This is a genomic window from Candidatus Zixiibacteriota bacterium, assembly GCA_035574315.1.
Classification (GTDB): domain Bacteria; phylum Desulfobacterota; class Binatia; order UBA9968; family UBA9968; genus DATLYW01.
Map to the genome: position 1 here is coordinate 321235 of DATLYW010000048.1, position 22979 is coordinate 344213.

Annotated in this window: 23 protein-coding genes; 11 read left to right on the forward strand and 12 right to left on the reverse strand. The window is 66.2% G+C overall.

Features of this window, described 5'->3' with window-relative positions; genetic code table 11:
- Nucleotides 1-53 precede the first annotated feature (53 nt).
- From VNN77_17925 to cutA, 5 genes are read right to left on the reverse strand one after another with little or no spacing between them, the layout of a single operon-like run.
- Nucleotides 54-800, reverse strand: coding sequence for an SDR family NAD(P)-dependent oxidoreductase (locus tag VNN77_17925; protein ID HXG53280.1), 747 nt, complete (start codon nt 798-800; stop codon nt 54-56).
- Nucleotides 797-1534, reverse strand: a complete 738-nt coding sequence (locus tag VNN77_17930; protein ID HXG53281.1) for an SDR family NAD(P)-dependent oxidoreductase — start codon at nt 1532-1534, stop codon at nt 797-799. The genes VNN77_17925 and VNN77_17930 overlap by 4 nt, the downstream gene beginning before the upstream one ends.
- The gene (locus VNN77_17935) at nt 1531-3309 is read right to left on the reverse strand and encodes an AMP-binding protein (GenBank protein HXG53282.1); all 1779 of its coding nucleotides are present in this window, start codon (nt 3307-3309) and stop codon (nt 1531-1533) included. Before VNN77_17935 ends, VNN77_17930 begins: the two co-directional genes overlap by 4 nt.
- On the reverse strand, nt 3306-4682 hold the full coding sequence (locus VNN77_17940) for a tryptophanase (GenBank protein HXG53283.1): 1377 nt from the start codon (nt 4680-4682) through the stop codon (nt 3306-3308). The genes VNN77_17935 and VNN77_17940 overlap by 4 nt, the downstream gene beginning before the upstream one ends.
- A 31-nt stretch (nt 4683-4713) precedes the next feature.
- The gene (gene cutA / locus VNN77_17945) at nt 4714-5532 is read right to left on the reverse strand and encodes a divalent cation tolerance protein CutA (GenBank protein HXG53284.1); all 819 of its coding nucleotides are present in this window, start codon (nt 5530-5532) and stop codon (nt 4714-4716) included.
- Nucleotides 5533-5707: 175 nt separating this feature from the next.
- Between cutA and VNN77_17950 the strand changes: the two genes are divergently transcribed.
- The 3 genes from VNN77_17950 to VNN77_17960 all read left to right on the forward strand — a co-directional run bounded on the left by VNN77_17950 (nt 5708) and on the right by VNN77_17960 (nt 7423).
- The gene (locus VNN77_17950; protein ID HXG53285.1) at nt 5708-6418 is read left to right on the forward strand and encodes a 5-formyltetrahydrofolate cyclo-ligase; all 711 of its coding nucleotides are present in this window, start codon (nt 5708-5710) and stop codon (nt 6416-6418) included.
- A 179-nt stretch (nt 6419-6597) separates the two neighbouring features.
- Nucleotides 6598-6738 carry a hypothetical protein gene (locus VNN77_17955; GenBank protein HXG53286.1) on the forward strand — a complete coding sequence of 47 codons (141 nt, stop codon included), beginning with the start codon at nt 6598-6600 and terminating at the stop codon, nt 6736-6738.
- A 124-nt stretch (nt 6739-6862) separates the two neighbouring features.
- Nucleotides 6863-7423 (forward strand): elongation factor P, encoded by a 561-nt coding sequence (locus tag VNN77_17960; protein HXG53287.1) that lies wholly within the window; start codon nt 6863-6865, stop codon nt 7421-7423.
- Nucleotides 7424-7426: 3 nt separating this feature from the next.
- On the opposite strand, the gene VNN77_17965 is transcribed toward VNN77_17960, so the two are convergent.
- A complete protein-coding gene (locus tag VNN77_17965; GenBank protein HXG53288.1) occupies nt 7427-8263 on the reverse strand; it encodes an alpha/beta hydrolase in 837 nt (278 codons plus the stop codon).
- A gap of 125 nt (nt 8264-8388) precedes the next feature.
- Between VNN77_17965 and VNN77_17970 the strand changes: the two genes are divergently transcribed.
- On the forward strand, nt 8389-8568 hold the full coding sequence (locus VNN77_17970; GenBank protein HXG53289.1) for a hypothetical protein: 180 nt from the start codon (nt 8389-8391) through the stop codon (nt 8566-8568).
- Between the two features lie 26 nt (nt 8569-8594).
- On the opposite strand, the gene VNN77_17975 is transcribed toward VNN77_17970, so the two are convergent.
- Nucleotides 8595-9470 carry an alpha/beta hydrolase gene (locus tag VNN77_17975; GenBank protein HXG53290.1) on the reverse strand — a complete coding sequence of 292 codons (876 nt, stop codon included), beginning with the start codon at nt 9468-9470 and terminating at the stop codon, nt 8595-8597.
- A gap of 145 nt (nt 9471-9615) precedes the next feature.
- On the opposite strand from VNN77_17975, the gene VNN77_17980 reads away from it, so the two are divergent.
- The 3 genes from VNN77_17980 to hisG all read left to right on the forward strand — a co-directional run bounded on the left by VNN77_17980 (nt 9616) and on the right by hisG (nt 11469).
- Nucleotides 9616-10065 carry a hypothetical protein gene (locus VNN77_17980; protein HXG53291.1) on the forward strand — a complete coding sequence of 150 codons (450 nt, stop codon included), beginning with the start codon at nt 9616-9618 and terminating at the stop codon, nt 10063-10065.
- A 139-nt stretch (nt 10066-10204) separates the two neighbouring features.
- Complete coding sequence (hisI, locus tag VNN77_17985) at nt 10205-10582, forward strand: phosphoribosyl-AMP cyclohydrolase (protein HXG53292.1); 378 nt, start codon at nt 10205-10207, stop codon at nt 10580-10582.
- Nucleotides 10579-11469 carry an ATP phosphoribosyltransferase gene (gene hisG / locus VNN77_17990; GenBank protein ID HXG53293.1) on the forward strand — a complete coding sequence of 297 codons (891 nt, stop codon included), beginning with the start codon at nt 10579-10581 and terminating at the stop codon, nt 11467-11469. Before hisI ends, hisG begins: the two co-directional genes overlap by 4 nt.
- Nucleotides 11470-11500: 31 nt before the next feature.
- Here hisG and VNN77_17995 read toward each other — a convergent pair whose 3' ends face one another.
- From VNN77_17995 to VNN77_18015, 5 genes are all read right to left on the reverse strand, one after another.
- Nucleotides 11501-12874, reverse strand: coding sequence for a pyruvate carboxylase subunit B (locus tag VNN77_17995; protein HXG53294.1), 1374 nt, complete (start codon nt 12872-12874; stop codon nt 11501-11503).
- A gap of 25 nt (nt 12875-12899) precedes the next feature.
- A complete protein-coding gene (locus VNN77_18000) occupies nt 12900-13448 on the reverse strand; it encodes a hypothetical protein (GenBank protein ID HXG53295.1) in 549 nt (182 codons plus the stop codon).
- Nucleotides 13441-14226, reverse strand: a complete 786-nt coding sequence (locus tag VNN77_18005) for a tetratricopeptide repeat protein (protein ID HXG53296.1) — start codon at nt 14224-14226, stop codon at nt 13441-13443. Before VNN77_18005 ends, VNN77_18000 begins: the two co-directional genes overlap by 8 nt.
- 38 nt (nt 14227-14264) lie before the next feature.
- Nucleotides 14265-14450: a hypothetical protein gene (locus tag VNN77_18010; GenBank protein ID HXG53297.1), complete on the reverse strand. Its 186-nt coding sequence runs from the start codon at nt 14448-14450 to the stop codon at nt 14265-14267.
- A 150-nt stretch (nt 14451-14600) separates the two neighbouring features.
- Nucleotides 14601-16205 carry an ethanolamine ammonia-lyase reactivating factor EutA gene (locus VNN77_18015; protein ID HXG53298.1) on the reverse strand — a complete coding sequence of 535 codons (1605 nt, stop codon included), beginning with the start codon at nt 16203-16205 and terminating at the stop codon, nt 14601-14603.
- A 147-nt stretch (nt 16206-16352) separates the two neighbouring features.
- Here VNN77_18015 and VNN77_18020 point away from each other — a divergent pair, with 147 nt between their 5' ends.
- The 4 genes from VNN77_18020 (at nt 16353) to VNN77_18035 (ending at nt 22876) form a co-directional block, all read left to right on the forward strand.
- Nucleotides 16353-19640 (forward strand): DUF4175 family protein, encoded by a 3288-nt coding sequence (locus VNN77_18020; GenBank protein HXG53299.1) that lies wholly within the window; start codon nt 16353-16355, stop codon nt 19638-19640.
- Nucleotides 19641-19653: 13 nt separating this feature from the next.
- Complete coding sequence (locus tag VNN77_18025) at nt 19654-21255, forward strand: tetratricopeptide repeat protein (protein ID HXG53300.1); 1602 nt, start codon at nt 19654-19656, stop codon at nt 21253-21255.
- An 11-nt stretch (nt 21256-21266) separates the two neighbouring features.
- Nucleotides 21267-22295 carry a MoxR family ATPase gene (locus VNN77_18030; GenBank protein HXG53301.1) on the forward strand — a complete coding sequence of 343 codons (1029 nt, stop codon included), beginning with the start codon at nt 21267-21269 and terminating at the stop codon, nt 22293-22295.
- A 98-nt stretch (nt 22296-22393) separates the two neighbouring features.
- Nucleotides 22394-22876, forward strand: a complete 483-nt coding sequence (locus tag VNN77_18035) for a hypothetical protein (protein ID HXG53302.1) — start codon at nt 22394-22396, stop codon at nt 22874-22876.
- Nucleotides 22877-22979: the final 103 nt, after the last annotated feature.

The following is a 22979-nucleotide window of genomic DNA, read 5'->3' on the forward strand; positions in this document are numbered from 1 at the left end:
CCTCTATCGAACCGTTGGAACTGCCGCGGAGCGGCTGAACGGTTTGAACGTCTCTAGGACATGTAGCTTCCGCAGTTCACGTTGATCGCCTGCCCGGTAACGTAAGAGGCCGCGTCGCTCGCGAGAAAAAGCACGGTTCCCACGAAATCGTCGGGCTCGAGCACGTGGCCGAGCGGATTCGAGCGCAACCGCTCGAGCAGCTCCGCCTCCGGCCGGTGGCCGCGGGGCATCGCGGTGTTGGCGGCGCCCGGACAGATCGCGTTGACGGTGATTCCGTCGCCGCCGACCTCTCGCGCCAGCGCCTTCACGAAACCGATGATCCCGGCCTTCGACGCCGCGTACGCCGCGCCCTCCCTCGCCCCGTAGTGCGCGATCCCGGAAGCGACGCTGATGATGCGGCCGCTTTTCTGCGCGCGCATCGCGGGAAGAAAGGCCCGGCAGCAGAGGAAATTCCCTCCCAGGTTGACGTCGAGCGTGCGGTCCCAGTCCGCTTCGCTGAGCCCGGCCGCCGCGCCGCGGGGATAGACACCGGCGTCGTTGACCAGGACATCGACCCGTCCGAAGCGGCCGAGAACTTCTCTTGCCAGCGCTTCCACCGATGCCTCGCGTGCGACATCGACTTCGACCGCGTGGCTTTCCCCGCCGCCTCGGCGCAGCTCCTCGGCGACGTTGCGCGCCTTTTCCGCCTGAAGATCGGCGACGACGACCTTCGCCCCTTCACGGCCGAAGCCGAGCGCGATGGCCCGGCCGATCCCCTGCGCCGCCCCGGTGATCACGGCGACTTTTCCTCGCTGTCTCATATCAGCCCCCCGTTGACGTGCAGCGTCTGGCCGGTGATCCACTCGCTTTCCGCCGTGGTGAGAAAATAAAACACTTCGGCGATATCCTCCGGTCGCCCCGTGCGGCCCAGCGGAATCATCCCTTCCCACCGCCGCCGGCGCGCCTCGGGCGTCTCCTTCTCCAGCACCCGCGGAGTATCCGTCGGCCCCGGCGCCACGGCGTTGACCCGGATGCCGTCCGCCGCGAGTTCGAGCGCCAGGCTCTTCGTGAAGGCCACAACGCCGGCCTTCGCCGCGGAATAAGGCACACGGAGCGCCGATCCGGTAAAGCCGTAGTTGGAGGCGGTGTTGAGGATGCGCCCGCTCTTTTGCCGTCGCATGATCGGCACGACCTCACGGCTCATGAGAAACGTTCCCTTGAGATTGACATCGATCACCCTTTTCCACTCCGACCAGGTGAGCTCTTCCACGCGCTTGTTGTAGAAGCTGCCGCCGGCGACGTTGGCGAGCACGTCGATCCGGCCCCAGCGCCGCTCGGTTTCGCTCACCGCCGCGCGGACCGATGGCGCGGCCGACACGTCCACCTCGATCGCCTCCGCGGTGCCGCCCGCCTCTTCGATCTCGCCGCGCGTCTGCTCCGCCGCCGCTCGATCGCAATCGGCGATCATCACCGCCATGCCCGCTCGCGCCAGGCGCGCCGCGACCGCCCGGCCGATGCCGTTGGCGCCGCCGCTGATCAACGCAACCGCACTCATTTGCCTTCTCCTTCCGGCCTCGCCGAATAGATCTCGGCGATCTCGTTCCGATAAAGCTCTTCGACCGCCGCACGGCGCACCGTGACCTTTTGAAAAGCGCTCACGCTGCGCGCGTCGGGCGGAAAGTCGGCGTCGAGCACGCAAAAGCCGCGGATCCGCTCGTAGTGTTCCAGCCCGGAGTTGATCGCCTCGATCCGCTCGCGAAGCGCCGCCTCGACGTCGCGCCGCGACAGGCTCGCCGGATCACGGCCGCATGCTGCCGCGATCCTCGCCCGCTCCGGCACCAGGAGCGCGCCGATGAACGGCCGCCCGTCCCCCACCAGAACCGCCTGGCGGATGAAGGGATCGTTTTCGAGCAACGCCTCGATGGCGCCGGGATAGATATTCGTGCCGTCCGAGCAGTTGAAGATGTCCTTCTTGCGCCCCACCACCCGCAGCGAGCCGTCGGCTTGCAGCACGCCGAGATCGCCGGTGTGAAACCAGCCGTCGGGGTCGAGCGCCTCGCGCGTGGCTTCCGGGTCGCGCCAGTAACCCGGCGTCACCGTGGGCCCGCGGACGAGAATCTCGCCGTCGCCGGCGATCCGCAACTCGACGTTGGGAAACGGCCGGCCGAGATTCCCCGGACGATTCTCGCCGATCCCGCAAAGCGTGACGCCGCCGCATTCGGTCGAGCCGTAAGAGCCGATCAGGGGGACGCCCGCCAGCTCGAAAAAGCGCATGATGCGCGGCGGCATCGCCGCGCCGCCGTAGGAGATGTACTTGATCCGCCCCCCGAGAGCGCGCCTGACCGCCGGCCCGAGCGCCGCCTTGAGGTCTTCGAACGGCCGCTCCGAGGACGCGCTCCCGTCGGCTCGCTCGCGGTCGAGGGATTCGAGCTTCTCCCAGAGACCGCCCAGACCCTCCCGTTCCAGCATCTGCTCCCAGAGGCGCGCCATCACCCGAGGCACCACGGCCAGGGCCGTCGGCGCGAGCGACTGAACCACGTCGAGATCCACCTGTCGCTCGGTCGCCTCCACCAGCGCCGTAGTTCTCCCGGTGACCGCGCTCTTGTGGAAGCCGAAGCGCCCGAATAAATGGTTCAGGCTGAGGACGATGAGGAACAGTTCCTCTGCCCTGCTCGGCACGAGCTCCCCGCCGTTGGTGATGTTCGAGAGGAGATTGTCCTGGGTTTTCATCACGCCCTTGGGCGCGCCGGTCGAGCCGGAGGTGTACATGATCGTCGCAAGATCGCCCGGCCGGACCGAGCCCAGGACCGCGTCGAGCGCATCCCGTCCGCCGCCCCCCGCCGCCGCCAGCCGCGCGAAGGGGATCGTACCCGGAACCGACTCGCCTTCTCGACCCATCGCGATGACGTGGGCGAGCCGAGCCAGCCGCTTCTTGAGACCGACCAGCCGACCTGTACAGGCGTCCTGCGCGAAAGCGGCCCGGCACTCGGCGTGATCGAGCACCCTGAGAAGCATCGCGTCCGAAAGGCTCGGGGAGAGGACCACGTTGGGCAGGCCCGAGGCCAGGGTCGCCAGGTCCGCGCAGAGCCATTCGAGGCTGTTGTCGCCGATGATGGCGACCGCGTCTCCCGGAGCCAGGCCGAGGGCACGCAGCGAAAAGATCAGGCTCTCCACGAGGGCGCCGCAACGGCGCCACGAGACATCCTCGAAGCGACCGTTTCGTTCGAGCTTGATGAACGTCCGCTCCCCGAGTTGCCGGACGCGGCGGAAGAAGACCGCCCCGAGATGGCGGTCCGTCGTCGGTTGCAGCGCGCTGATCGATTCGTTCAAAGCGGCGTAAAATAAGCCGGCTGGTGCTTCGACCTTCCCGGCTCCTCGACGCGTTTCAGCCCCTTGATCTCCGCGCGGCGCGAATAAGCGTAAAACACCGCCTCGGCGACATCGTCCAGGTGTCCTCGCAGATACTTCCGCGCCGGCACCGCCAGCCGCAGAAGCTCCGTGCCGCGAGCGCTCTGGCTCGGCGCCGGCGGCGGTCCCTTGCAGAGGCGAACTCCGGAAACGCCGTAGATGAAAGCCGCGAGGGCTTCCGCCGGGTGGTTTTCCGGCGCGACGTGCGGGAGAAAGCTCCGCACGTCGATATAGACGGCGTGGCCCGAAGGCGGACGCACCAGCGGAACGCCGCCGCCGAGGCGCCGCCAGAGATACTGCACCTGCTCGACACGCCCGGCGACGTAGGCGTCGGTCGCGAACAGCTCCCGGAGCCCGGCGGCGACGACCTCCATGGCGCTGCTGCCGAGCTGCGCGCCGTCGAGAAACGCCTGCATCCAGGCTTTTTGATAGCTCGCCGGGTCCCGGGTCGCGATGAATCCGCCCGCCGGAGCCGCGAGATCCTTGAGAGCGCTCATCGTCAGGCCGTCGGCAAGACCGCAGATCTCGGCGACGATCTCCCGGACCGGGCGGTGGGAATACCCCGGCTCCCGCTGTTTCACCAGGTAGCTGTTCTCCAGGAGGCGACAGGCGTCGAGAAAAAGCGGCACGCCGTTTGCCGTCGCGACGGCCCGGACGGCGCGCAGGTTTTCCACGGAGACCGGATGACCGCCGCAGGCGTTCACGGCCACCTCGACGTAGATGCAGCTTACCTTGTCCCGCCCTTCGCTGAAAAGCGCGCGCAGCTTGTCGATGTCGAGATTTCCCTTGAACGGCTCCTCCGAGCCGAGATCGTGCGCGGCGTCGACGATCACGTCGGCGACCTTGCCGCCGCTCATCTCGATGTGGGTCCGGGTGGAAGGAAAGAGCATGTTTCCCGCCACCACCGAGCCCGGTTTGACATGCAGCCTGATCCAGATGCGCTCCGCCGCGCGGCCCTGGGTCACCGGCACCACGTAGGGGAAGCCGAAGATCCGCTGGAATTCCGAGGCCAGATCCCTGTAGGCGCGGCTCGCCTCTGGCGCAAGGCCCATCCCGGGCTCGGCCACCGGGGCCGCCGCGAGCGCGGCAAGCTGGGCTGTGTTGAGCGCGCTCACTCCACTGTCGGTGGAAAGATCGACGTAAATCAACTCCTGCGGGAGCAGCTCCGTATTGTAACGCGCGGCGGCCAGCGCCGCGGCGCGCTCGGCGGGCGTGGTCTGGCGCAGCGGGCGCACCGCGGCGATCTCGTAGGGTGTCGAGAACCGGAATCCGACCGAAGGCTCTTCCACCGCCATGATCGCCGCCGCCCGCTCCTCTTTTTGTCTTCTACCGGTCGCTCTGCGCCCGCCGTTGCGCAGAGGCTTCCGGTCCGCCGTCCTCGGCTTCCAGAACGCTGAGCGCCCGATGGACCATTTTGCGTTCCGTGGCGAACTTCAGCCGCCTGATCGCCTGCTCCATGGGGAACCAGCGGGCTTCCTCGACCTCGTGATCGTGGTCCCGCACATCGCCTTTGACGTAGCGCAGCAGATAGAAGAAGACCCGCTTGTAGATGCGGATCGCTTCCCCCTCTTTGCTCTTGTCGCGATAGCTATAGCGGATGTCGCCGAGCTTTTGAACCACGGCGCCTTCCAGGCCGGTCTCCTCCCGCACCTCGCGCAGCGCCGCCTGCTCCGTGCTTTCCCCCTCCTCCACGTGGCCCTTCGGCAGGGTCCAGCGATGGCGCACGCGAATCAGGACGGTCTCGTATGCGCCGCCGCGGCGCCGAAAGACGATTCCGCCGGCGGAAACCTCGCGCACGGTGCGCAGCCCGCCCCGTCCCGGGCCGGGAGCCGTGAGCTCACCGCTCAGCCAGCGCAGATAGGGCTCGCTCCCGCTTACCACGGGAAGCGCGATCACCTCTGGAACCTCGTAACCGTGGAGCTCCCGGACCCGTTTTTCCAGGACGGGAAAGAGGTCCCTGCGGCTCTTGACGATCAGCAGCTCCTCCTCGCTCTGCTCGATTTTTCCCTCCCAGCGGTAAACCGAGCGAACCGGCGCGACCCGATTGACGCAGGCCGCGAGCCGCTCCTCGACGAGCGCGCGGGCCAGCCGTTCCCCTTCTTCCGCCGATCCCGCGGTGACGTAGACGACGATGTATTCCGACACGCTGGCTGATCTTATAACCCCCGTTCGACCTCAGTCAAACCAGCGCTTTCGTTTCCGGTTTCCGGTTCGTGGTTTCGGGTTCGTGGTTTATACGTCGAGCCCTGGAGCTTTTGACGATCGGAGTGCCGCGAAGCGGATGTGTACACGCCCGCGAATTCCCTGATAACGTGAGGACATGAGGTCAAAGGACGAGATCCGGCGCGATGTGTGGGGTCGCCTGGTGGAAAAGAAGGTTGCGCGCTTTCCCGGCGCCGAGGGACGAATCCCCAATTTCATCGGCGCCGAAGCGTGCGCCAGGCTCCTGGCGGAAACCCCTTATTGGAAGGCCGCCAGGGTCCTGAAAGTCAATCCCGACTCCCCGCAGCGCCCGGTGCGCCAGCGGGCGCTCACCGAGGGAAAGACCGTCTACATGGCGGTGCCGCGCCTGCAGAGCGACCGGCCGTTCATCGAGCTCGACCCCGCGAGGCTCGAATGCACGCCGTTCGCCGCCTCGTCGATCGCCGGCGCGGCGCAGCACGGCCGGCCCGTCACGCTGGCCGAGGTGAAAAGGATCGACCTCGTGGTCTGCGGCTCGGTCGCGGTCAACCGCAAAGGCGCGCGCGTGGGCAAGGGGGGCGGATTCTCCGATCTCGAGTTCGCTCTCCTCACCGAGGAGCGTAAGATAGACAGGAGCACCGTCATCGTCACCACCGTCCACCCCCTGCAGATCCTCGACGAAGAGATCCCGATGACCGCGCACGACATCCCGATCGACGTCATCGTCGCCCCGGAAAAGATCATCGAGATAGAAACGCCTCTTCCCCGCCCCCGAGGCATCTACTGGAGCCACCTCCCCGCGGACAAGCTGGCCGAAATCCCGGTGCTCCGGGAGCGAAAGAAACGCTAGTCGCCAACCGATCGCCGGCTCTGCTCGAGCGCGGACTATGAGGAACCGGGGAAGGAATCGGGATGGAGCTCCCGGGCCACGGCCGCGATCAACGATCCTCCGCACCGGTCAAGAGCCTCCCTTAGCGGTATTGGCCGGCCCAGAGTTCGTCAAGGAATTCGCGGTACGGAAGGATCGTAATGGATTCCAGGGTTCGCCGGCGCCGCGCCAGGCTCGCGCAGACGTATCGTTTCGGCTTTTTCTCCTCGGCCAGGGCGCGCTGCGGCTCGATATCCCGGATTCCCGTGCTCTCCTTCGCCTTCGCCCCCGCAGCGGTATGACCACCGATGATGAAATCGCCCTCGAATCCCGTGGCCGACCTCGGAGAGCAGTCGCCCGGCCTTGCCCCCGCGTTGAATCCGGTCCGGCGATGCCGTAGGATTGGTCCGCTTCGAGGTGAGCGCCATGATCGTGGCATCGGACGTGCGCAGCGGTCTGGTAATACAGCTCGATCGGGACCTCTACAAGGTCGAAGCCGCCCGACTTCACAAGGGCGGCGGCCAGGCGGGGGCGACCGTTCACCTCACGCTCCGGAATCTCCGGACCGGCAACGTCACCGAGCGGCGGCTGCGCCCCACCGAAAAGCTCGAGGACGTCGTCCTCGAGCGCCTGACCGCCGAGTACCTCTACGAGGATACGGAGCGCTGCTATTTCATGGACGTCGAAAGCTACGAGCAGCTCGAAGTGCCGAAGCGGATGCTCGGCGACCGTCTCGCTTTCCTCCAGCCCAACATGAGGATCGACATGGAGCTGCTCGAAGGGCGTCCCGTCGACGTGCTCTTCCCCGCCACCGTCGATCTCAAGGTTGCCTCCACCGGCCCGGGCGTGCACGAATCCGAGGCGACCTACAAGCCCGCCGTGCTGGAAAACGGCATCGAGATCCTCGTGCCGCAGTTCATCAAGACCGGGGACACGGTGCGGGTGGACGTGCAGACCCGCAAGTACGTGGAGCGGGTCAAAGCCTGAGCCTCACTTCTTCCGAGTTCCGCCGGTACGCGCTTCGGCCCTGTCGATAAAGTCTTTCAGCGACGCCAAGTATGCCTCGCCTCCGGTGACGTAGGCGTCGTTGTGCCGCGAGCCCCGGATGGCGTGGAAGGTCTTGGGCTCGGGCGCGGCTTCGAACACCCTTCGCCCCTGCGCGAACGGCACGACCTCGTCGAGCTCCCCGTGCAGGACCAGAACCGGCGCGCGGACCTCCCGGATGCGGCGCACGGTTTCGTAACGGGTGCGGAGCAGAGAGCCGATCGGGAGGAGCGGCAGCGCGGCCTCGGCCATGTCGCGGATCGACGTGAAGGGAGCTTCCAGGATCAGCGCCATGCACGATTCGCGCGCAGCGAGCTCCGTCGCCACGGCGGCCCCGAGCGACTGCCCGAAAAAGACGATCCGCTCGGGATCGACCTCCATGCGCGAGCGCAGATGCCCGAGAGCCGCGGCGGCGTCCCTGTAGGTGCCCTCTTCCGAGGGGCTTCCCTCGCTTCTTCCGTACCCGCGATAATCGAAAATGAAGATATGGGTCCGGATCCGGTCGTGCAGGAGCTTGAGCTGCTCCGAGCGATGGCCGATGTTGCCCGCGTTGCCGTGAAACCAGAGCAGCGTGACGGAGGCGCGCGGGTAGGGCGCAAACCAGCCGTTCAGCGTAAGACCATCCTCGGTCCTGAAGTAGACGTCCTCGAATGAGACGCCGTATCGGGACGGCGTTTCGGAGATCTCGGCGTAGGGAAAGAAGATAAAGCGCTCTTCCAGGGAACACCCCAAGGCGGCGAGCGCGACCAGGCCTGCAGCGGCGATTTCGACGCCCCGGCGCATGCGGCGCCACCATATCAGAGCCCGGCGCTTTGTTTAAGGAATTGCAATGGCGTGTTTCCGCGAATGGACATCTGCCGCCGGCTGGGACAAGGACAGCGTGAACGGCACAACCTGGAAAGGAGCGATTGTGTTACTCGCCGGCCGCGCTCGACGCCGGCAATCTCAATCTCCCGGGCATCGAGGCCGTGATGTTCGGTCCCGGAGACCTGAGCCTCGCGCACACCGACTGCGACCTCGTCGCGATGGAGGAGGTTCGCGCGGCCGCGAAAATCCGTGCCGCTGCGGTGCTCCGGCTCTTCGCTTGATCCTTCCGTCTCCGGGAGCGCGGCCTTCAGGCGTTTCGCTGAACGAACGAGCGCAGCATCTCGTTGAACTCCGCGGGGTGCTCGCGATAGCAGAAATGGCCGGCGCGATTGAAGATGTACATACGCGAATCGGGCGTGCTGCGCGCGATCAGGTCAAACAGGGCATAGCCCTGATCGATGGTCGCCGTCGGGTCCTGATAGCTCCAGGCGAGCAGCGTCGGCCTGCCGAAGCCGCGGTCGCGGATGATTCCGAGGGTCTCGTCTTTCTGCCGCGCGAGATGCGGCAGGAAACGGGTGACCCGCAGCCCGGCCTCCTCCATTCTGGCGACCGCCTCGCGGTACTTCGGCAGCGCCGCCACTCGCACCATGGCGTCCAGCCACTCCTCCGTGATGTGCTCGCAGGCAAAGGAATAGCGCTGCAGCACCCAGCGCTGGCTTTCCCGGCTGAGGCGCGGCAGCGGCGGGTTGGCCATCACGGTTTCGTTCTTGCTAATGCCCGGAGCCAGGGTGTTGGTGTCGACCAGGATACAGGTCCTGAACAGCTCGGGGTGCTCGATCGTCAAGCGGGCGACGAGGTAGGCGCCGCGTGAATGGCCGACCGGATGGATCTCGTTCAGGCCCAAGGCCTTGAGAAAGCCGTAAGCGTGCTCGACCACGGCTGCCATGGTGTAATCCTCGTCGCGTCTCGGATTGTCCGTCCACCCCTGGCCGATCTTGTCGAAGGCGAAGACGTGAAACCACCGCGCCAGACCGTCGAAATTCAAGCCCCAATCCTCGGCGCAGTCGGCGGCGTCGTGCGATCCGAAATGGCCGCCGTGAAACAGAACCACGACGGGACCACTACCCTTCTCGAAATAACGGGTCCTGATCCCCCCGACGTCGATGTACTTTTCGCCGGTCATGACGGCTCCCTCCGATCCGCTCTGCGCACGGACTCCGGCAACGCCTGAAACTACGAGAAAAGCGGTTCTCGTGTCAAACTCGAACGGGAGAAGTCTGGCGCGGTCTTCCGCTGCGGGCGTCCACCGCATAAAATGGAGAGCTGGAATGAGCCCGGTGAAGCTGACCTCGAAGTTTTGCCTCTGTGCCATGGGCCTGCTGCTCTCCGCTTGTGCCGCCGGCCAGCGGCCGGTCCTCTATCCCGACGCTCAGCTCAAGCGCGCCGGAACCGCCGCCGCAGAGGCGGAGATCGACGATTGCATGCGTCGCGCGGAAGAATACCTGGGGAGAGAGCGCGGCGGCGGGCCCCTGGAGCGCGCCGGCTCGGAGGCGGCCGCCGGAGCCGCAGTGGGCGCGGCGGGCGGCGCGGCAGGAGGGGCGGTATTGGGGAGGGCGGGCGCCGGTGCGGCGGCCGGTGCCGCCGGCGGCGGCGCGGCGGGGGCGACGCGCGCTCTCGTCCGCGAAGCGTTTCGCAAGCGCTCGCCCAGCCCCGCCTACAGGAACTTCGTCGACCGCTGCCTGCGCGAAAAAGGCTACGACCCGATCGGATGGCAATAGATCGCCTTCGGCGGTCGTAGAGAACGCAAGACGCCGGACGCCGGGCTCAGGACCGATTTTCGCTCGAGGTGCGCGATCCGCGAGTTGAACCCCCGCAGGATATATGTTACGTGAATCCATCCCCGAGGAAGAGCCGGTCATGCAGAAAATCGATTTCGAAAAGGGCGGCGGCCTGGTGCCGGTGATCGTCCAGGACTATCGCTCGCGCGAGGTCCTCATGTTCGCCTACATGAACAGGCAGGCATGGGAAAAAACGAAAAAGACCGGCAAGGCCCACTACTACAGCCGCTCCCGCAAATCGCTGTGGCTTAAAGGAGAAGAGTCCGGCCATTTTCAGAAGGTCATGGGCGTCTACCTCGATTGCGACAACGACACCCTGCTCCTGCGCGTGCGGCAGGTGGGCGGGGCCGCGTGCCACGAAGGCTACCGGAGTTGTTTCTTCCGCAAAATGGTCGACGGCGGCTGGAAAACCGCCGCCCGGCGGGTGTTCGACCCCAAGGAGGTCTACAAGAAGTGAAGGAGCTGAAGCTGGGGATCCCGAAAGGGAGCCTCGAGGAGATGACCATCGAGCTTTTCAAGAAGTCGGGATGGAAAATCTCCACGACCCATCGCAGCTACTTTCCTTCGGTCGACGATCCCACTCTGCGCTGCAGCCTGGCGCGGCCGCAGGAGATGTCGCGCTACGTCGAGGCCGGCACCCTGGACTGCGGCATCACCGGGCGCGACTGGACGATGGAAAACGCCTCCGACGTCCGGGTAGTCTGCGAGATGGTCTATTCCAAGACGAGCTTCCGCCCGACCCGCTGGGTGCTGGCGGTACCGCACGATTCCCCGGTCAAGGCGATCGAGGACCTGCGCGGCAGGCGGATCGCCACCGAGATGGTCAACTTCACCAAGCGCTATTTCGCCGAGAGGAACATCCCGGTCGATGTGGAGTTCTCCTGGGGCGCCACCGAAGCCAAGGCGGCGGAAGGACTCGTCGACGCGATCGTCGAGGTAACCGAGACCGGAAGCACCATCCGGGCGCACGGGCTGCGCATCGTCGCGGAGCTGATGGAGTCCTGCCCCCAGCTCATCGCCAACAAGCGCTCGTGGGAGGATCCGTGGAAGCGGGAGAAGATCGAGCAGATCCGGCTGCTGCTGCAGGGCGCGCTTTCGGCCGAGAACCGCGTGGGGCTGAAGCTCAACGTCGCCGAGCCGGACCTGGAGAAGGTCGTTCAGCTCATCCCGAGCATCACCGCGCCGACCATCGCCACGCTATACCCCACGGCCGCCCTGAAGGGTGTCAAATGGTTCTCGATCGAGAGCGTGATCGCCGAAGAGGTGGTGCGCGACCTGATTCCGCGCCTGATCCAGAACGGCGCGGTGGGAATCATCGAATACCCGCTGAACAAGGTGATCTGAAGTCGCGGCCATTCCGCGCCGCGCTCGCCGGCTAACCCGCCTGAGCGCTCCGGGCGTCCGCCCCGCTTCGCCCCTCGCGCCACAGGAAGAAGTCCTTGGCGATGTCCGGAAACAGCGCGTAGGAGATCACGTCCTCCTCGCTCCGGGCAAGGCTGCCGATCTCGGCGCGCGCGGCCTCGAGGCCGGGCTTGAGCAGGTCCGCCGGCCGGCAGGTGATCGGCTGTTTCTTGCCGAGGACCTTGCGTTTGACCTCCTCGCTGATGGGTCCGGGAGGCTCGCCGTAAAGCCCCATCACGTAGTTCTTGGTTTCCTGGGCGACCACCGAGTAGCGCTTTCCCGTCATCACGTTGAGCGCCGCCTGTGAGCCGACGATCTGGCTCGTGGGCGTCACCAGCGGCGGGTAGCCCAGGTCCTTGCGCACGTGGGGCATCTCGGCGAGCACGGCTTCGAGACGGTCCTCGGCCTTCTGCTGCCTCAATTGCGCCACCAGGTTGGAAAGCATCCCTCCGGGAATCTGCGAGATCAGGATGTCGGTCTTGACCTGGTTGTTGACCTGGCTCTCGAACTCAGCGTACTTCCGCCTCACGCCGTAGAAGTAGTCGGCGATCTCGGCGAGCCTCGCGAGATCGAGACCCGTGTCGTGCGGGGTTCCCGCGAGCGCGGCGACGACCGCTTCGGTCGCCGGCTGCGAGGTCCCGTTGGAAAGGGGCGAGAGCGCCGTGTCGAGGATGTCGGCTCCCGCCTCGACCGCCATGATGTAGCTCATCGGCGCCAGCCCCGCCGTGCAGTGCGAATGGAGGTGAAGGGGCAGAGGAATCCTCGACTTGATCTTCTTCACCAGCTCGTAGGCCACATAGGGCGCGAGCATGCCGGCCATGTCCTTCACGCAGATGATCTGCACGCCGAGCTCCGCGAGCTTCTCGGCGACGCGCAGGAAGTAGTCGACGGAGTGCACCGGACTGATCGTGTAGCAGATCGCCCCCTCGACGGTCTTTCCGGTCTTGAGCGCGGCCTCGATCGCGGTTTTCATGTTGCGCACGTCGTTCATCGCGTCGAAGACGCGGAAGACGTCGATGCCGAGCTCGGCCGCCCGGCGGATGAACGCCTCGACGACGTCGTCGGGATAGTTGCGGTAGCCGACAACGTTCTGGCCCCGCACGAGCATCTGGAAGCGGCTCTTGGGCATCGCCGCCCGCAGCTTGCGCAGGCGCTCCCAGGGGCACTCCTTCAGATAGCGCAGGGCGGCGTCGAAGGTGGCGCCGCCCCAGGTCTCCAGCGACCAGTACCCGACGGCGTCCAGCTTCTCCGCGATGGGCAGCATGTCCTCGGTGCGCATCCGCGTCGCCAGCAGCGACTGATGGGCATCGCGCAGGATGGTTTCCGTCAGCTCGACTTTTTGACTCATAAGGACTCCGTCTTCCGTAGGTCGTTCACTCGTAAAGCTCGGCCTGCTTCTCCTCCAGCCGCTCCTTCTCCTCCCGGTCGATCACGTAGACTCCGTTCACCAGCCTGATTTTGCTCTTGTCGTAGAAATACTGCGAGCGCTGGAGCCCTTCCTCGTACTCGTACATCTTGATCGCGTCCCAGGGGCAGATCTTCTTGTCCAGCCGATCCTCGGACTCGGTGCCGATCAACTGCAGCTGGAACTTCTTGGGGGCCGCCTCCGGGGCGACGGGCCGGCGCTCGGCATCGTAAAACCTCCCGGCATACTCGTAGAAGATCTCGCCGGTCTCCTTGTGCTGGTGGATCTTGGTGAGATCGTCGCTGTAGCACATCTGGCAGCCGATGCACTTGTCGTTGTCCACGAAAACCCGGTACGGCTTGAGCCCGCCGCCCGGCATCTCCTCGTAGAGCAGGTTGATGCAGCCGTCCACCGGACAATGTGCCTCGCACAGGGGGGAGCCGGCGCAGCTCGAGCAGTTCTCGTCCATCACCGCAAGAAGCGCCGTGCCCTTGCGTTTTTTCTCGGCCTCAGCCATGCGAAACGTCCCTCGCTTTCCGCACCCGACCGGCGAGATACCAGCCGATCGCGATCAATAGGAGAACCCAGTAGAAGCGAATCAGCCCGAGCCTGCCCCACTGCAGCCAGAAGACGAAGTTCGGCGACTGCGAGATCAGGCTTTGCAGCACCGCCTGGGCGCCGGCGTAATCGCGGGTCTTTTCGAGAACCTGGGCGAGCCCCTGGAGCGCCCCCGGATCCTTCGGTCTCAGCCCGAGCGCGCGGTCGAAATCGGCTCGCGCTTCGGCCCAGCGCTCCTGCTCGATGAAAACCCAGCCGCGGTTGGCGAGCGCGGCGGCGTCGTCCGGACGTCGCTTCAACGCTTCGTTGTAATTGGCCAGCGCCCGCCCCAGCTCGCCCTTCTTCTTGTACGCGGCCCCCAGATTGACGTAGGCGTCGGGTGCGTCCGGCCGCAGCTCGATCACCCTGGAGTACTCCCGGATGGCTCCATCGGCGTTCCCCCGGACCTCGAGCTCGATCCAGCCGAGAAGCGTGCGCGCCTGAACGTGGTCGCGGTCGGCGGCGAGCGCCCGCCGGAGCGCTCTTTCCGCTTCCGACGCATCTCGCAGCCTGAGCGCGGCCAGCGCCAGAAGAAAATGGAGGTCGGGCTCGTCGGGGTAACCGGCGAGCAGCCGCTGAAAGGCGGCTTTCGCCTCGGACACCCTCCCCTCAGCCAGATATTTTCGCCCCAGGGCCCACGCCTCTTCCTTCTCGACGGCGCCTTGGGGGCCGGCGGCAAGCGGTGCTCCCGTTGCCACAAGGAGGGCGAGAGCAGCCAGCCAGCCTCTGAGCGCGGCTATTTCCACATTTCCTTGAGAATCTCGTCTTCCTTGCCTTCTTCGATGAGCTTGTCGTTCCTGAACGCTTCGCGCAGGCCCAACCAGGTGAAGAAGATGACGAGAATGAGCATCGCAACGATCGGTATGTTGTCGGGCTTGGTTACGATGGCCAAAAAGTTCTGCAATCCGCTCGGTTCTTCCATGGCAATTCCGCCGCTCCCAGAGTGGCTTTAAGCGCTCGTAATTTAAGGGATATCCAACACAACTATGCGAAATCGGGGGTAATGTCAATAATCGGTCCGTCCACGCCCGACTCCACGCTCTCGCCCGCTCGACGGGCTTCGCCGCGCGGATCAGTGATGGTGATGATGATGGTGCGGGTGGGAGTGGCCGCGCCCCATTTCGGTATGGCGGAAGATCAGCGACTTGATCACCACCGGCACCGCCTTGGCGTCGGGCAGCTCCTGTCCGATATCGATGAAGTCGAAGTCCTTGAGATCGATGCCGTCGATCGAGATGATGCCCGCGCCGGGCAGAAGCTCCCGCTCGATGATGTTGCCCATGAGCTTGGCGATGTCGGCGTCGAAAACGAGGACCAGCGGGTTGCCGTTCTCGACGTGCGGCTTCATCGCGCCGACCAGTCCCTCGGCGAGCGTGCGGATCAGCGGATAAGAGGGACCCAGCTCCCAATGCAGCGCGAGGGCCACCGTCCGGTCGCCGTCCTGGATGTCGAAGCGCTGCAACGCCCTTTCGATGCCCGCGGCGATCTCGCTCGCCGTGATCGTTTCGGTCTGCTCGAACTGCGGCGTCACCACCTGCAGGTTCCGGAGCGGGAGCAGGTCCGGGTCCGAGAGATAGATCGTGTTCCCGCTCACCTGCACGGTGTACTGCGAAGCCCCGATCACCGTGGCGCGGATGCGCACCTCGGCCGGCCTGAGCGGCACCCGCCCGCCACCGAGCCGGTTCGCCCGCTGTCTCACCCGCCGCCCGAGATGCAGCCCCAGGTCTCCAAGGTTGCGCTTCTCGAAGCCGTAAACGTATTCCGAGACGCCGCCGGAGAAAATCACCGCGTGCACCGGTCCGTCGTACTCCAGCCTCGGGGTCAAGAGCAGCTCCTGGACCTGGGGGGAAAGCGGGCCGCGCTCGAGCACCTCGAAGAGAGAATCGCAGAGCACCTGGCTGAACTTCTCCTTGTCCTCCTCGCTCATGACCTCGTCGAGCCGCAGGGCGACGCCGGCGGCTCTTGCGATCTTGAGCGCGGTGTCCTCCAGGCGGTTGATCCTCCCGGTCTCGTCCATGGCGACGAGCCGGGCGCCGACCTCGACCGCGCAGGTGTCGATCACGCGTCCTTGCTGCACGATGGCGATCTTGCTCGTTCCCCCGCCGACATCGACGTTCATGACGGTGAAATCGCCTCCCTCTTGCCGAGTCATGGCCACCGCCCCCGAGCCGTAGGCTGCGAGAATCGCCTCGAGGTTGTGGCCGGCCGTCGCGCAGACGAACTTCCCCGCCTGCGCGGCGAACAGCGCCGCGATCGCCTCGGCGTTCTTCTTCTTCGCCGCTTCTCCGGTCACGATGATCGCGCCGGTATCGATGTCGTTCGGCGTGACCCCGGCGTCGGCGTAGGCCTGGTGAATGAAGCGCTCGAGCCTCACCGTGTCGATGGTCGTCTTGTCGACGTAGGGCGTGAGCAGGATCGGCGACTCGTGGATGATCTCCCGGTTGACGACCACGAAGCGGCTCGAAAGCGCGACTCCCTGCCGCCTGAGCGTGAGCCTGGAAAAGATCAAGTGGGAGGTGGAGGAGCCGACGTCGATGCCGACCGAGGTGAGCGAGATGCGCTCGGAGCGCCACATCGGGTGGTCTTCCTCGGCGAGCGGGCCGTCTTCGTCTTCGTCGTCGTGTCCTTCGTGGAAATAGAGGGTTTCGGTCGGTTCCAGTTGGTCCATGCTCTCCATGCCGGCTGCAATTCCTTTCGGGTTTTCGCGCTCTTGGCTATCCAAAACTGAATAGCACAAGCGCGCCGGCGTTGCCACCCGCGGGGCGCGCTCCGCGAGGATGGACAACGGCGGTCGCCGACGATAAGATGAGCTCGTCGCGCCGTCATGGGCCAGGAAGAGTTCCGGGAGCTTTCCGAGTTTCTCGGGCGTTTCACGCGCCGGCTGAAGCTCGTCCAGGGGGCCGAGGGCCTGTGCCTGACCGCGATCTGCGCCCTGCTTCTCTTCGGCGCCGGTCCCGCGGTTGCGGCGCTGGCGGATTTCTTTCCCTACGCGCCGTTGCTCTATTGGGCGCTCGGCGCTCTCGTGCTGCTCTTTCTGCTCGGGCGGACGCTGGCGCGCCTGCTGCGCCGCCCGTCGCGCGAGCGCGCCGCCCGCTACATCGAGGAGAAGCGCCCCGAGCTGCGCAACAACCTGATCAACTCCCTCCAGCTCTATCCCAGGCTCGCGGAATCCCCGGGGGCTCAGGGATTTTCCCCCGCCATGGTGCTCGCCTTGCTGCGCACCACGCGCCGCCAGCTCGCGGCCCTGCGGCTCGACGAGCTGATCGACGCGCGCAACCTCAAGGCGCAGGTGCGCCTGCTCGGTCTGGTTTTCGTTCCCGTGCTGGCCATGGTCCTGCTCGATCCCTCCCGGGTCGGCGAGACCTTCAGCCTGCTCGCCCGCCCCCTGGACCACCTGCCGCCCTCGGTGACGGTGATCCACATCGAGCCCAAAGGGGCCCGGCTCGTTCGCGGCGCCCCGCTTCGGATCCAGGCGACCACCTCCGGCGCGATTCCCAGGTCCCTGCAGCTCCGAATCGAGCGCGCAGGGGCACCCGGCGCGGAGGAGGGGCTCCCGATGGAATCGCTCGGAGAGGGAAAGTTCGCGATCGCGATCCCGAAGCTGGATCACACGATCCGCTATCGGGCGGTGGCCGGATCGTTTTCCTCGCCGGTCTACACCGCCGAGGCCATCGAACCGCCCGAGATCGCCAATGTTCGGGTGACGGTTTATCCCCCCGCATACACCGGCCTCGGCGCGGTCACCGCGCCCGGCGGCGACGCGGAAGGGCTCAAAGGCTCCACCATCCGGATCGACGCCGTCACGACCCGGCAAGTCGTCAAGGCGGAGATCGTCACGGAGGACGGGAAGACCGTGCCCCTCAAGATCGAGGGCCGCGAGCTCCAGGGAAGCCTGGTGCTGTTCCAGCCGCAACGTTACCGCGTGACGGTCGAGGATGTCCACGGTTTTCGCAATGCGCCGATCACGTACGAGCTCAAGGTCAGGCCGGACGGCTTTCCCACCGTCGACCTGCTCGCGCCGACCGAGGATCTGGAGGTGAGCGGCGACGAGGTCCTTGCGCTCGAGTACAGCGCGCGCGACGACTTCGGCATCGGCCGCATCGATCTGGCGGTCGAGGTCGGCGAGCGGCGCGAGACGATCCGGCTCCAGAGCGACGACGCCCGGCGGCTGGTGCTGCGGGATCGCTTCCGCTGGGATCTCAGCCGGCTCGGCCTGCGCCAGGGCGACGAAGCCCGTTTTCACCTCGAGGTGCGCGACAACGACACCATCTCAGGCCCCAAGCTCGGGACCTCGCGGACGCTCCGGCTGAAGCTCAAGGACCTGCGCGGCGAGCACCAGCAGGTCGCCGAGATCGTTCGCGACCTCAACGCCCGCATGATGGACATGCTGGCGGACCACCTGGAATCGCCGGCCGAAGGCGCCCGGGACCGGCGGGAAGCCCTGGAGAAAAAGCTCGACGAGGCGCTCCAGCGCACCGAGGAGGCGCTGCAGCGGGTGGAAAAAGACCGGCTCTCCGATTTCGCGACCTGGTCGGATCTCGAAGCGCTCAAGAAAAATCTCCAGTTCACCAGGGACGAGCTGCTCGAGCGGCACGCCCGGGCGGCGGGCGAGCAGGAGCGGCTCAAGGCGCGCGACGAGATCGCGACGGAGCTGGAGCGGATGTCGCTGCTTTCGGAGGAAATCGGCAAACGGATGCAGGCGCGCGAGCTCGCTTCCACGGCGCAGGATCTGGCGCGCAGCCAGGAGCGGCTGCTCGACGCGCTGGAAAAGCTGCAGAGCGGGGACCCCAACCTCGACGGGATCCTCAAGCAGATTTCCGAGCTCGGCAAGCTCCTCCAGTCCCTGCAGCAGGCGCTCTCGCAGTTCGCGCAGCAGCTCCCGGACGACTTCATGAATCCCGAGTCGCTTCGCGGCTTGGGATTCGACCAGATGTTTTCCGCGCTCGACGAGATCCGCAAGAAGCTCCTCGCGGGCGATCTGGAAGGTGCGCGCCAGCTCGCCCGCGAGCTGTTCAATCAGATGGCTGCGATGGTGGCCGCGCTCCAGCAGTCGCAGCGGTCGGCCATGGCGTCGTCCATGGGCCGGATGCAGGGGGAGATGGGGCGTTCCCAGAGCGAGCTGCAGCAGATCGCGCGCGAACAGCAGGAGATCCTGATGGAGACCGAAGCGCTGAACAATTCCGCCCTGAGGGAGCGCGATGATCTCCTGAAGGAAAAGCTCGACCGCTTTCTCGGGCGCGCCAAGGAGGACCTCGGGCGGCTCACGGAGCTGTTCCCGGACCGCGAGGGCGGGGAGACGGGCGACGCCGCGGCGGACGCGCAACTCGATGACGCCACCATGAACCATCTCGTGAAGAATCTGATCGCCCGGCTGCTCGACAGGGATTTTCCCGGCTACGCCGAGGGCGAGCAGCTGGCGCGCCGCGAGCTGGCGAAAAGGCGCGCGCCCGCGCAGGAGGGAAAGGCGCGCGACGCGGAGCGCACGCTCAACCGGTTGAAAGGCGAGCTCGACGCCCTGCTCGGCGAGCCGCTGCGGGCGCTCAACGATTCGGAAAAGCAGCAGTTGCGCGAACTCGCGCGCCGCCAGGAGCTGCTGCGAGAGCGCACGCGCGAGTTGCACGAGAAGCTCGAATCGCTGTTCCAGCTATTCCCGGCGCTCGACCCCAAGATCCTCCAGAACATCGACGGGGCGGCCGGATCGATGGGAGCGGCGCGCGAGCGCCTGGGGGGTCTCGACGCCCGCAATGCGGTCCCTCCGGAGCGGGACGCCCTCGACCGGCTGACGCAGTCGCAGCAGCAGATGCAGAGCGCCATGCAGCAGCTCGCCCAGCGGGGCCAGCTCGGCAACATGCCGGCGACGATGGTCTTCCGCCGCGGGCGCTTTCTCCCTTACGGGATGCTGGCCCCCTTGCCCGGCATGCCGGAGTTTCCGGAGTTCAACGTCGAGGGCGGCGTCACCGGGCTGGAAACCGAGCGCTTCCGGCTGCCGGGCAAGGACGACTACAAGGCCCCGCGCAGCTTCCGCGAGGAGATCCTCGAGTCGCTCAAGCAGGGCATCCCTCCCCAGCACAAGGAGCAGATCGAGCGCTATTTCAGGAACCTGACGGAATAGCCCGCGAATTCGAATGCTGCGCCCGTTTCGCCTCGCCTCCCCGGCCGTTTTCCTTCTCGCCCTCTCGCTCGCGTGGGCGGCTTCCGCCCGGGCCGCGGTCGCCGACGCCGAGCTCCAGCGGCTGCAGGAGCTCCTGGACGCCTGGCGGATCGACGAGGCCCGCGAGCTCGCGGGCCGGGCGCTCCGCGAGTCGCCGCGCTCCGCCGCCGCTCTGGACCTCGATGCCTGGGTGAAGTTCTACGAAGGCCGCTACCCCGACGCGGTCCAGTCCCTGGAGCGCGCCCTCGCCCTCGATTCGAAGAACGAACGGCGTCAGGCGATGCGGCTGTTCGCGCAGCAGACCCACGACGTGGTCCGGAGCCTCAAGCGCTACGAGAGCGAGCACTTCATCGTCTACCTCGACGAGCGGCGCGACGGCATTCTCGCCCCTTACGCCCTCGACGCGCTCGAAAAGAGCTACCGCAGCATCGGCGCCGAGCTCGGCTATTTCCCCAGGGACAAGGTGCGCGTCGAGATCGCCCCGGACGCGGCCGCCTTCAACGCGATCTCGACGCTCTCGCTGCGCGACATCGAGCAGACCGGTGCAGTGGGCATCTGCAAGTTCAACAAGCTGATGATCATCTCGCCGCGCGCGCTCGCGTTCGGTTACCGCTGGGTCGACTCCCTGAGCCACGAGTACCTGCATTACGTGATCGTCGCGCTGAGCGACAACAAGGCGCCGATCTGGATCCACGAAGGCGCCGCGCGCTTCTACGAAACCCGCTGGCGCCGGCCCGAGCCGCCCGGGGACGCGGCGGAAGACTATCTCACGCCGGCCAACCAGACGCTCCTGGTGCGGGCCCTGGAGCACGACAAGTTCGTCGGGTTCCGGCAGATGGAGCCCTCGCTCATCCACCTCGACAGCCCGGAGCAGGTCCAGCTCGCCTACGCCGAGGCCGCCTCGGCGATCGATTTCATCAACCGCCGCAAGGGGAAATCCGGGGCCCGGGAGCTGCTCGCCGCGCTGCGCGACGCACCCGCCCCTTCGGCCATCGAGCGGGTGCTCGGGCTTTCCTTCGAGACCTTCGAGAAGCAATGGAAGGAGTTCCTCAAGTCGAAGGGGCTGAAGGAGATCGAGGGCAGCCGCGTGCGCCATTTCAAGGTGAAGAAGAACGGCAAGGAGGACGAGGAGGTCGTGGAGCTGAGGGAGATTCAGTCGGAGGTGGCGCGCAACCGCACGCGGCTCGCCGATCAGATGCTCGCCCGCGGCCGGGTGCTCGCCGCGGCCAACGAGTACCAGCGCGCCTTGCAGGCCAGTCCCCATTCTCCTATTATTCTGAACAAGCTGGGCCGCGTCCTGATCCAAATGAACCGCCACGGCGAGGCGCTCTCGCACCTCCGGAAAGCCCTGCAGCTGGATCCCGACAACGCGGGCACGTACGTGCAGCTCGGAAGCGCCTATCGCGCCGCGAAAGACCATCGCGCCGCGCGGGAAATGCTCGAAGAAGCCCTGCAGATCAACCCTTTCAACCCGACGATCTACCGGCTGCTGATCGAGATTTACACGGCGCTCGGCGACCCGGGGAAAAGCCGGGAGGCAAAGGCGGCGCTCGCGAAGCTGGCCGCGGGCAACTGAAGCGAGGATTCATGGCGTCGGTCGATATTCAGCAGCACGAAATCGCGGAAATCGAGGAGTTCGCGGCCAAGCGCGACGCGATGCTGGGCGAGATCCGCAAGGTCATCGTCGGTCAGGACCGGGTGATCGAGGAGGTCCTGATCGCGCTGTTCGCCAAGGGCCACTGCCTGCTCGTCGGCGTCCCGGGACTGGCCAAGACTCTGCTGATCAGCACGCTGGCCGAGATCCTCGATCTCGAGTTCAACCGCATCCAGTTCACTCCCGACCTGATGCCCTCGGACATCACCGGAACCGACATCCTGCAGGAAGACCCAGCCACCGGCCGTAGACAGTTCCAGTTCCTCAAGGGCCCGATCTTCACCAACGTGCTCCTTGCCGACGAGATCAACCGCACGCCGCCCAAGACCCAGGCGGCGCTGCTGCAGTCGATGCAGGAATACAAGGTGACGGCGGGCGGAACCACCTATCCGCTGGACCTCCCCTTCTTCGTCCTGGCGACCCAGAATCCCATCGAGCAGGAAGGCACGTATCCGCTGCCCGAAGCGCAGCTCGACCGCTTCATGCTGAACATCGAGATCCAGTACCCGGATTTCGACGACGAGGTCCAGATCGTGATGCAAACCACCTCCACATCGAAGGTCTCGCCGCGCAAGGTCATGGAGGGCCCGGAGATCCTGCGCTGCCAGGAGCTCGTGCGCCGCGTTCCAGTCTCGGATTTCGTCGTCTCTTACGCCGTGCAGCTCACGCAAAGCTCGCGCCCCAAGAACCCGAGGGCGCCGCAGTTCATCAGGGACTACGTCGAGTGGGGAGCCGGCCCGCGGGCTTCCCAGTATCTGATTCTCGGTGCCAAGGCACGCACGATCCTGCAGGGCCGCTACGCGGTCTCGATCGAGGACATCCGGGCGCTCGCACCCGCTGTGCTGCGCCATCGTATCATCCCGAACTTCAAGGCGCAGGGCGAAGGGCTCTCCTCGCTCGACGTGATCGACCGGCTGCTCGGGGAGATCCAGCCTTCGGCCGACGGCAGGCCGGCCCGCTAGGCCGCCCCGGGGCCGTGGGCCAGCCAACTCCGTCCCGTCTTTCGCCTGGGCTCCTCGCGGCACGACTGCGCCGGTCGGCCGCCGGCATACCGGTCCGCATGCTCGTCGAGCGGATTTCCCGGCGGCGCTCGGAGCTCTTCCAGGGGATCGAGATCACCGGCGACGAAGAGTTCCGCAGACGCACGCGGGCGGCGCTGGCCTTGCTCGGCCTGCGCGGTTTCTTGCACGAGATCGAGCCTTATCTCGCCGCCATCCGCGAGGGACGCCGGAGCGGCATGAGGGCCTGGATGGAAAGACCGACCTTCGTCGTAGGCCGGCCGACGTGGAGCCATTCACTCCACTGGTACGCGGGCGCGATCGCGCACGACGCCTGTCACTCCAGGCTCTACCGCGAAGGGGAAGCCTGGACCGGGGCGGAAGCCGAAAGGCGCTGTCTCGCGTTCCAGTTGCAGGTGCTGCGCGCGCTCGGAGCCGAGCCGGCCCTGATCGCCTGGGTCGAGCGCTGGGAGTGCAACCCTTCCTATCAGGGAAGCCATCGCGGCTGGAGGAGCTGGCTAGATTATCTCCGGCGGCGGTGGTAGAAACTTTCGAACGGGACGTCTGCTGCCGCGCCGCGGCGCCCGGCGAGTTTCGGCCCCGCGCAACAGGGGAGGCGATTGCCGGCTCGCGGGTCAGTCCGATGAT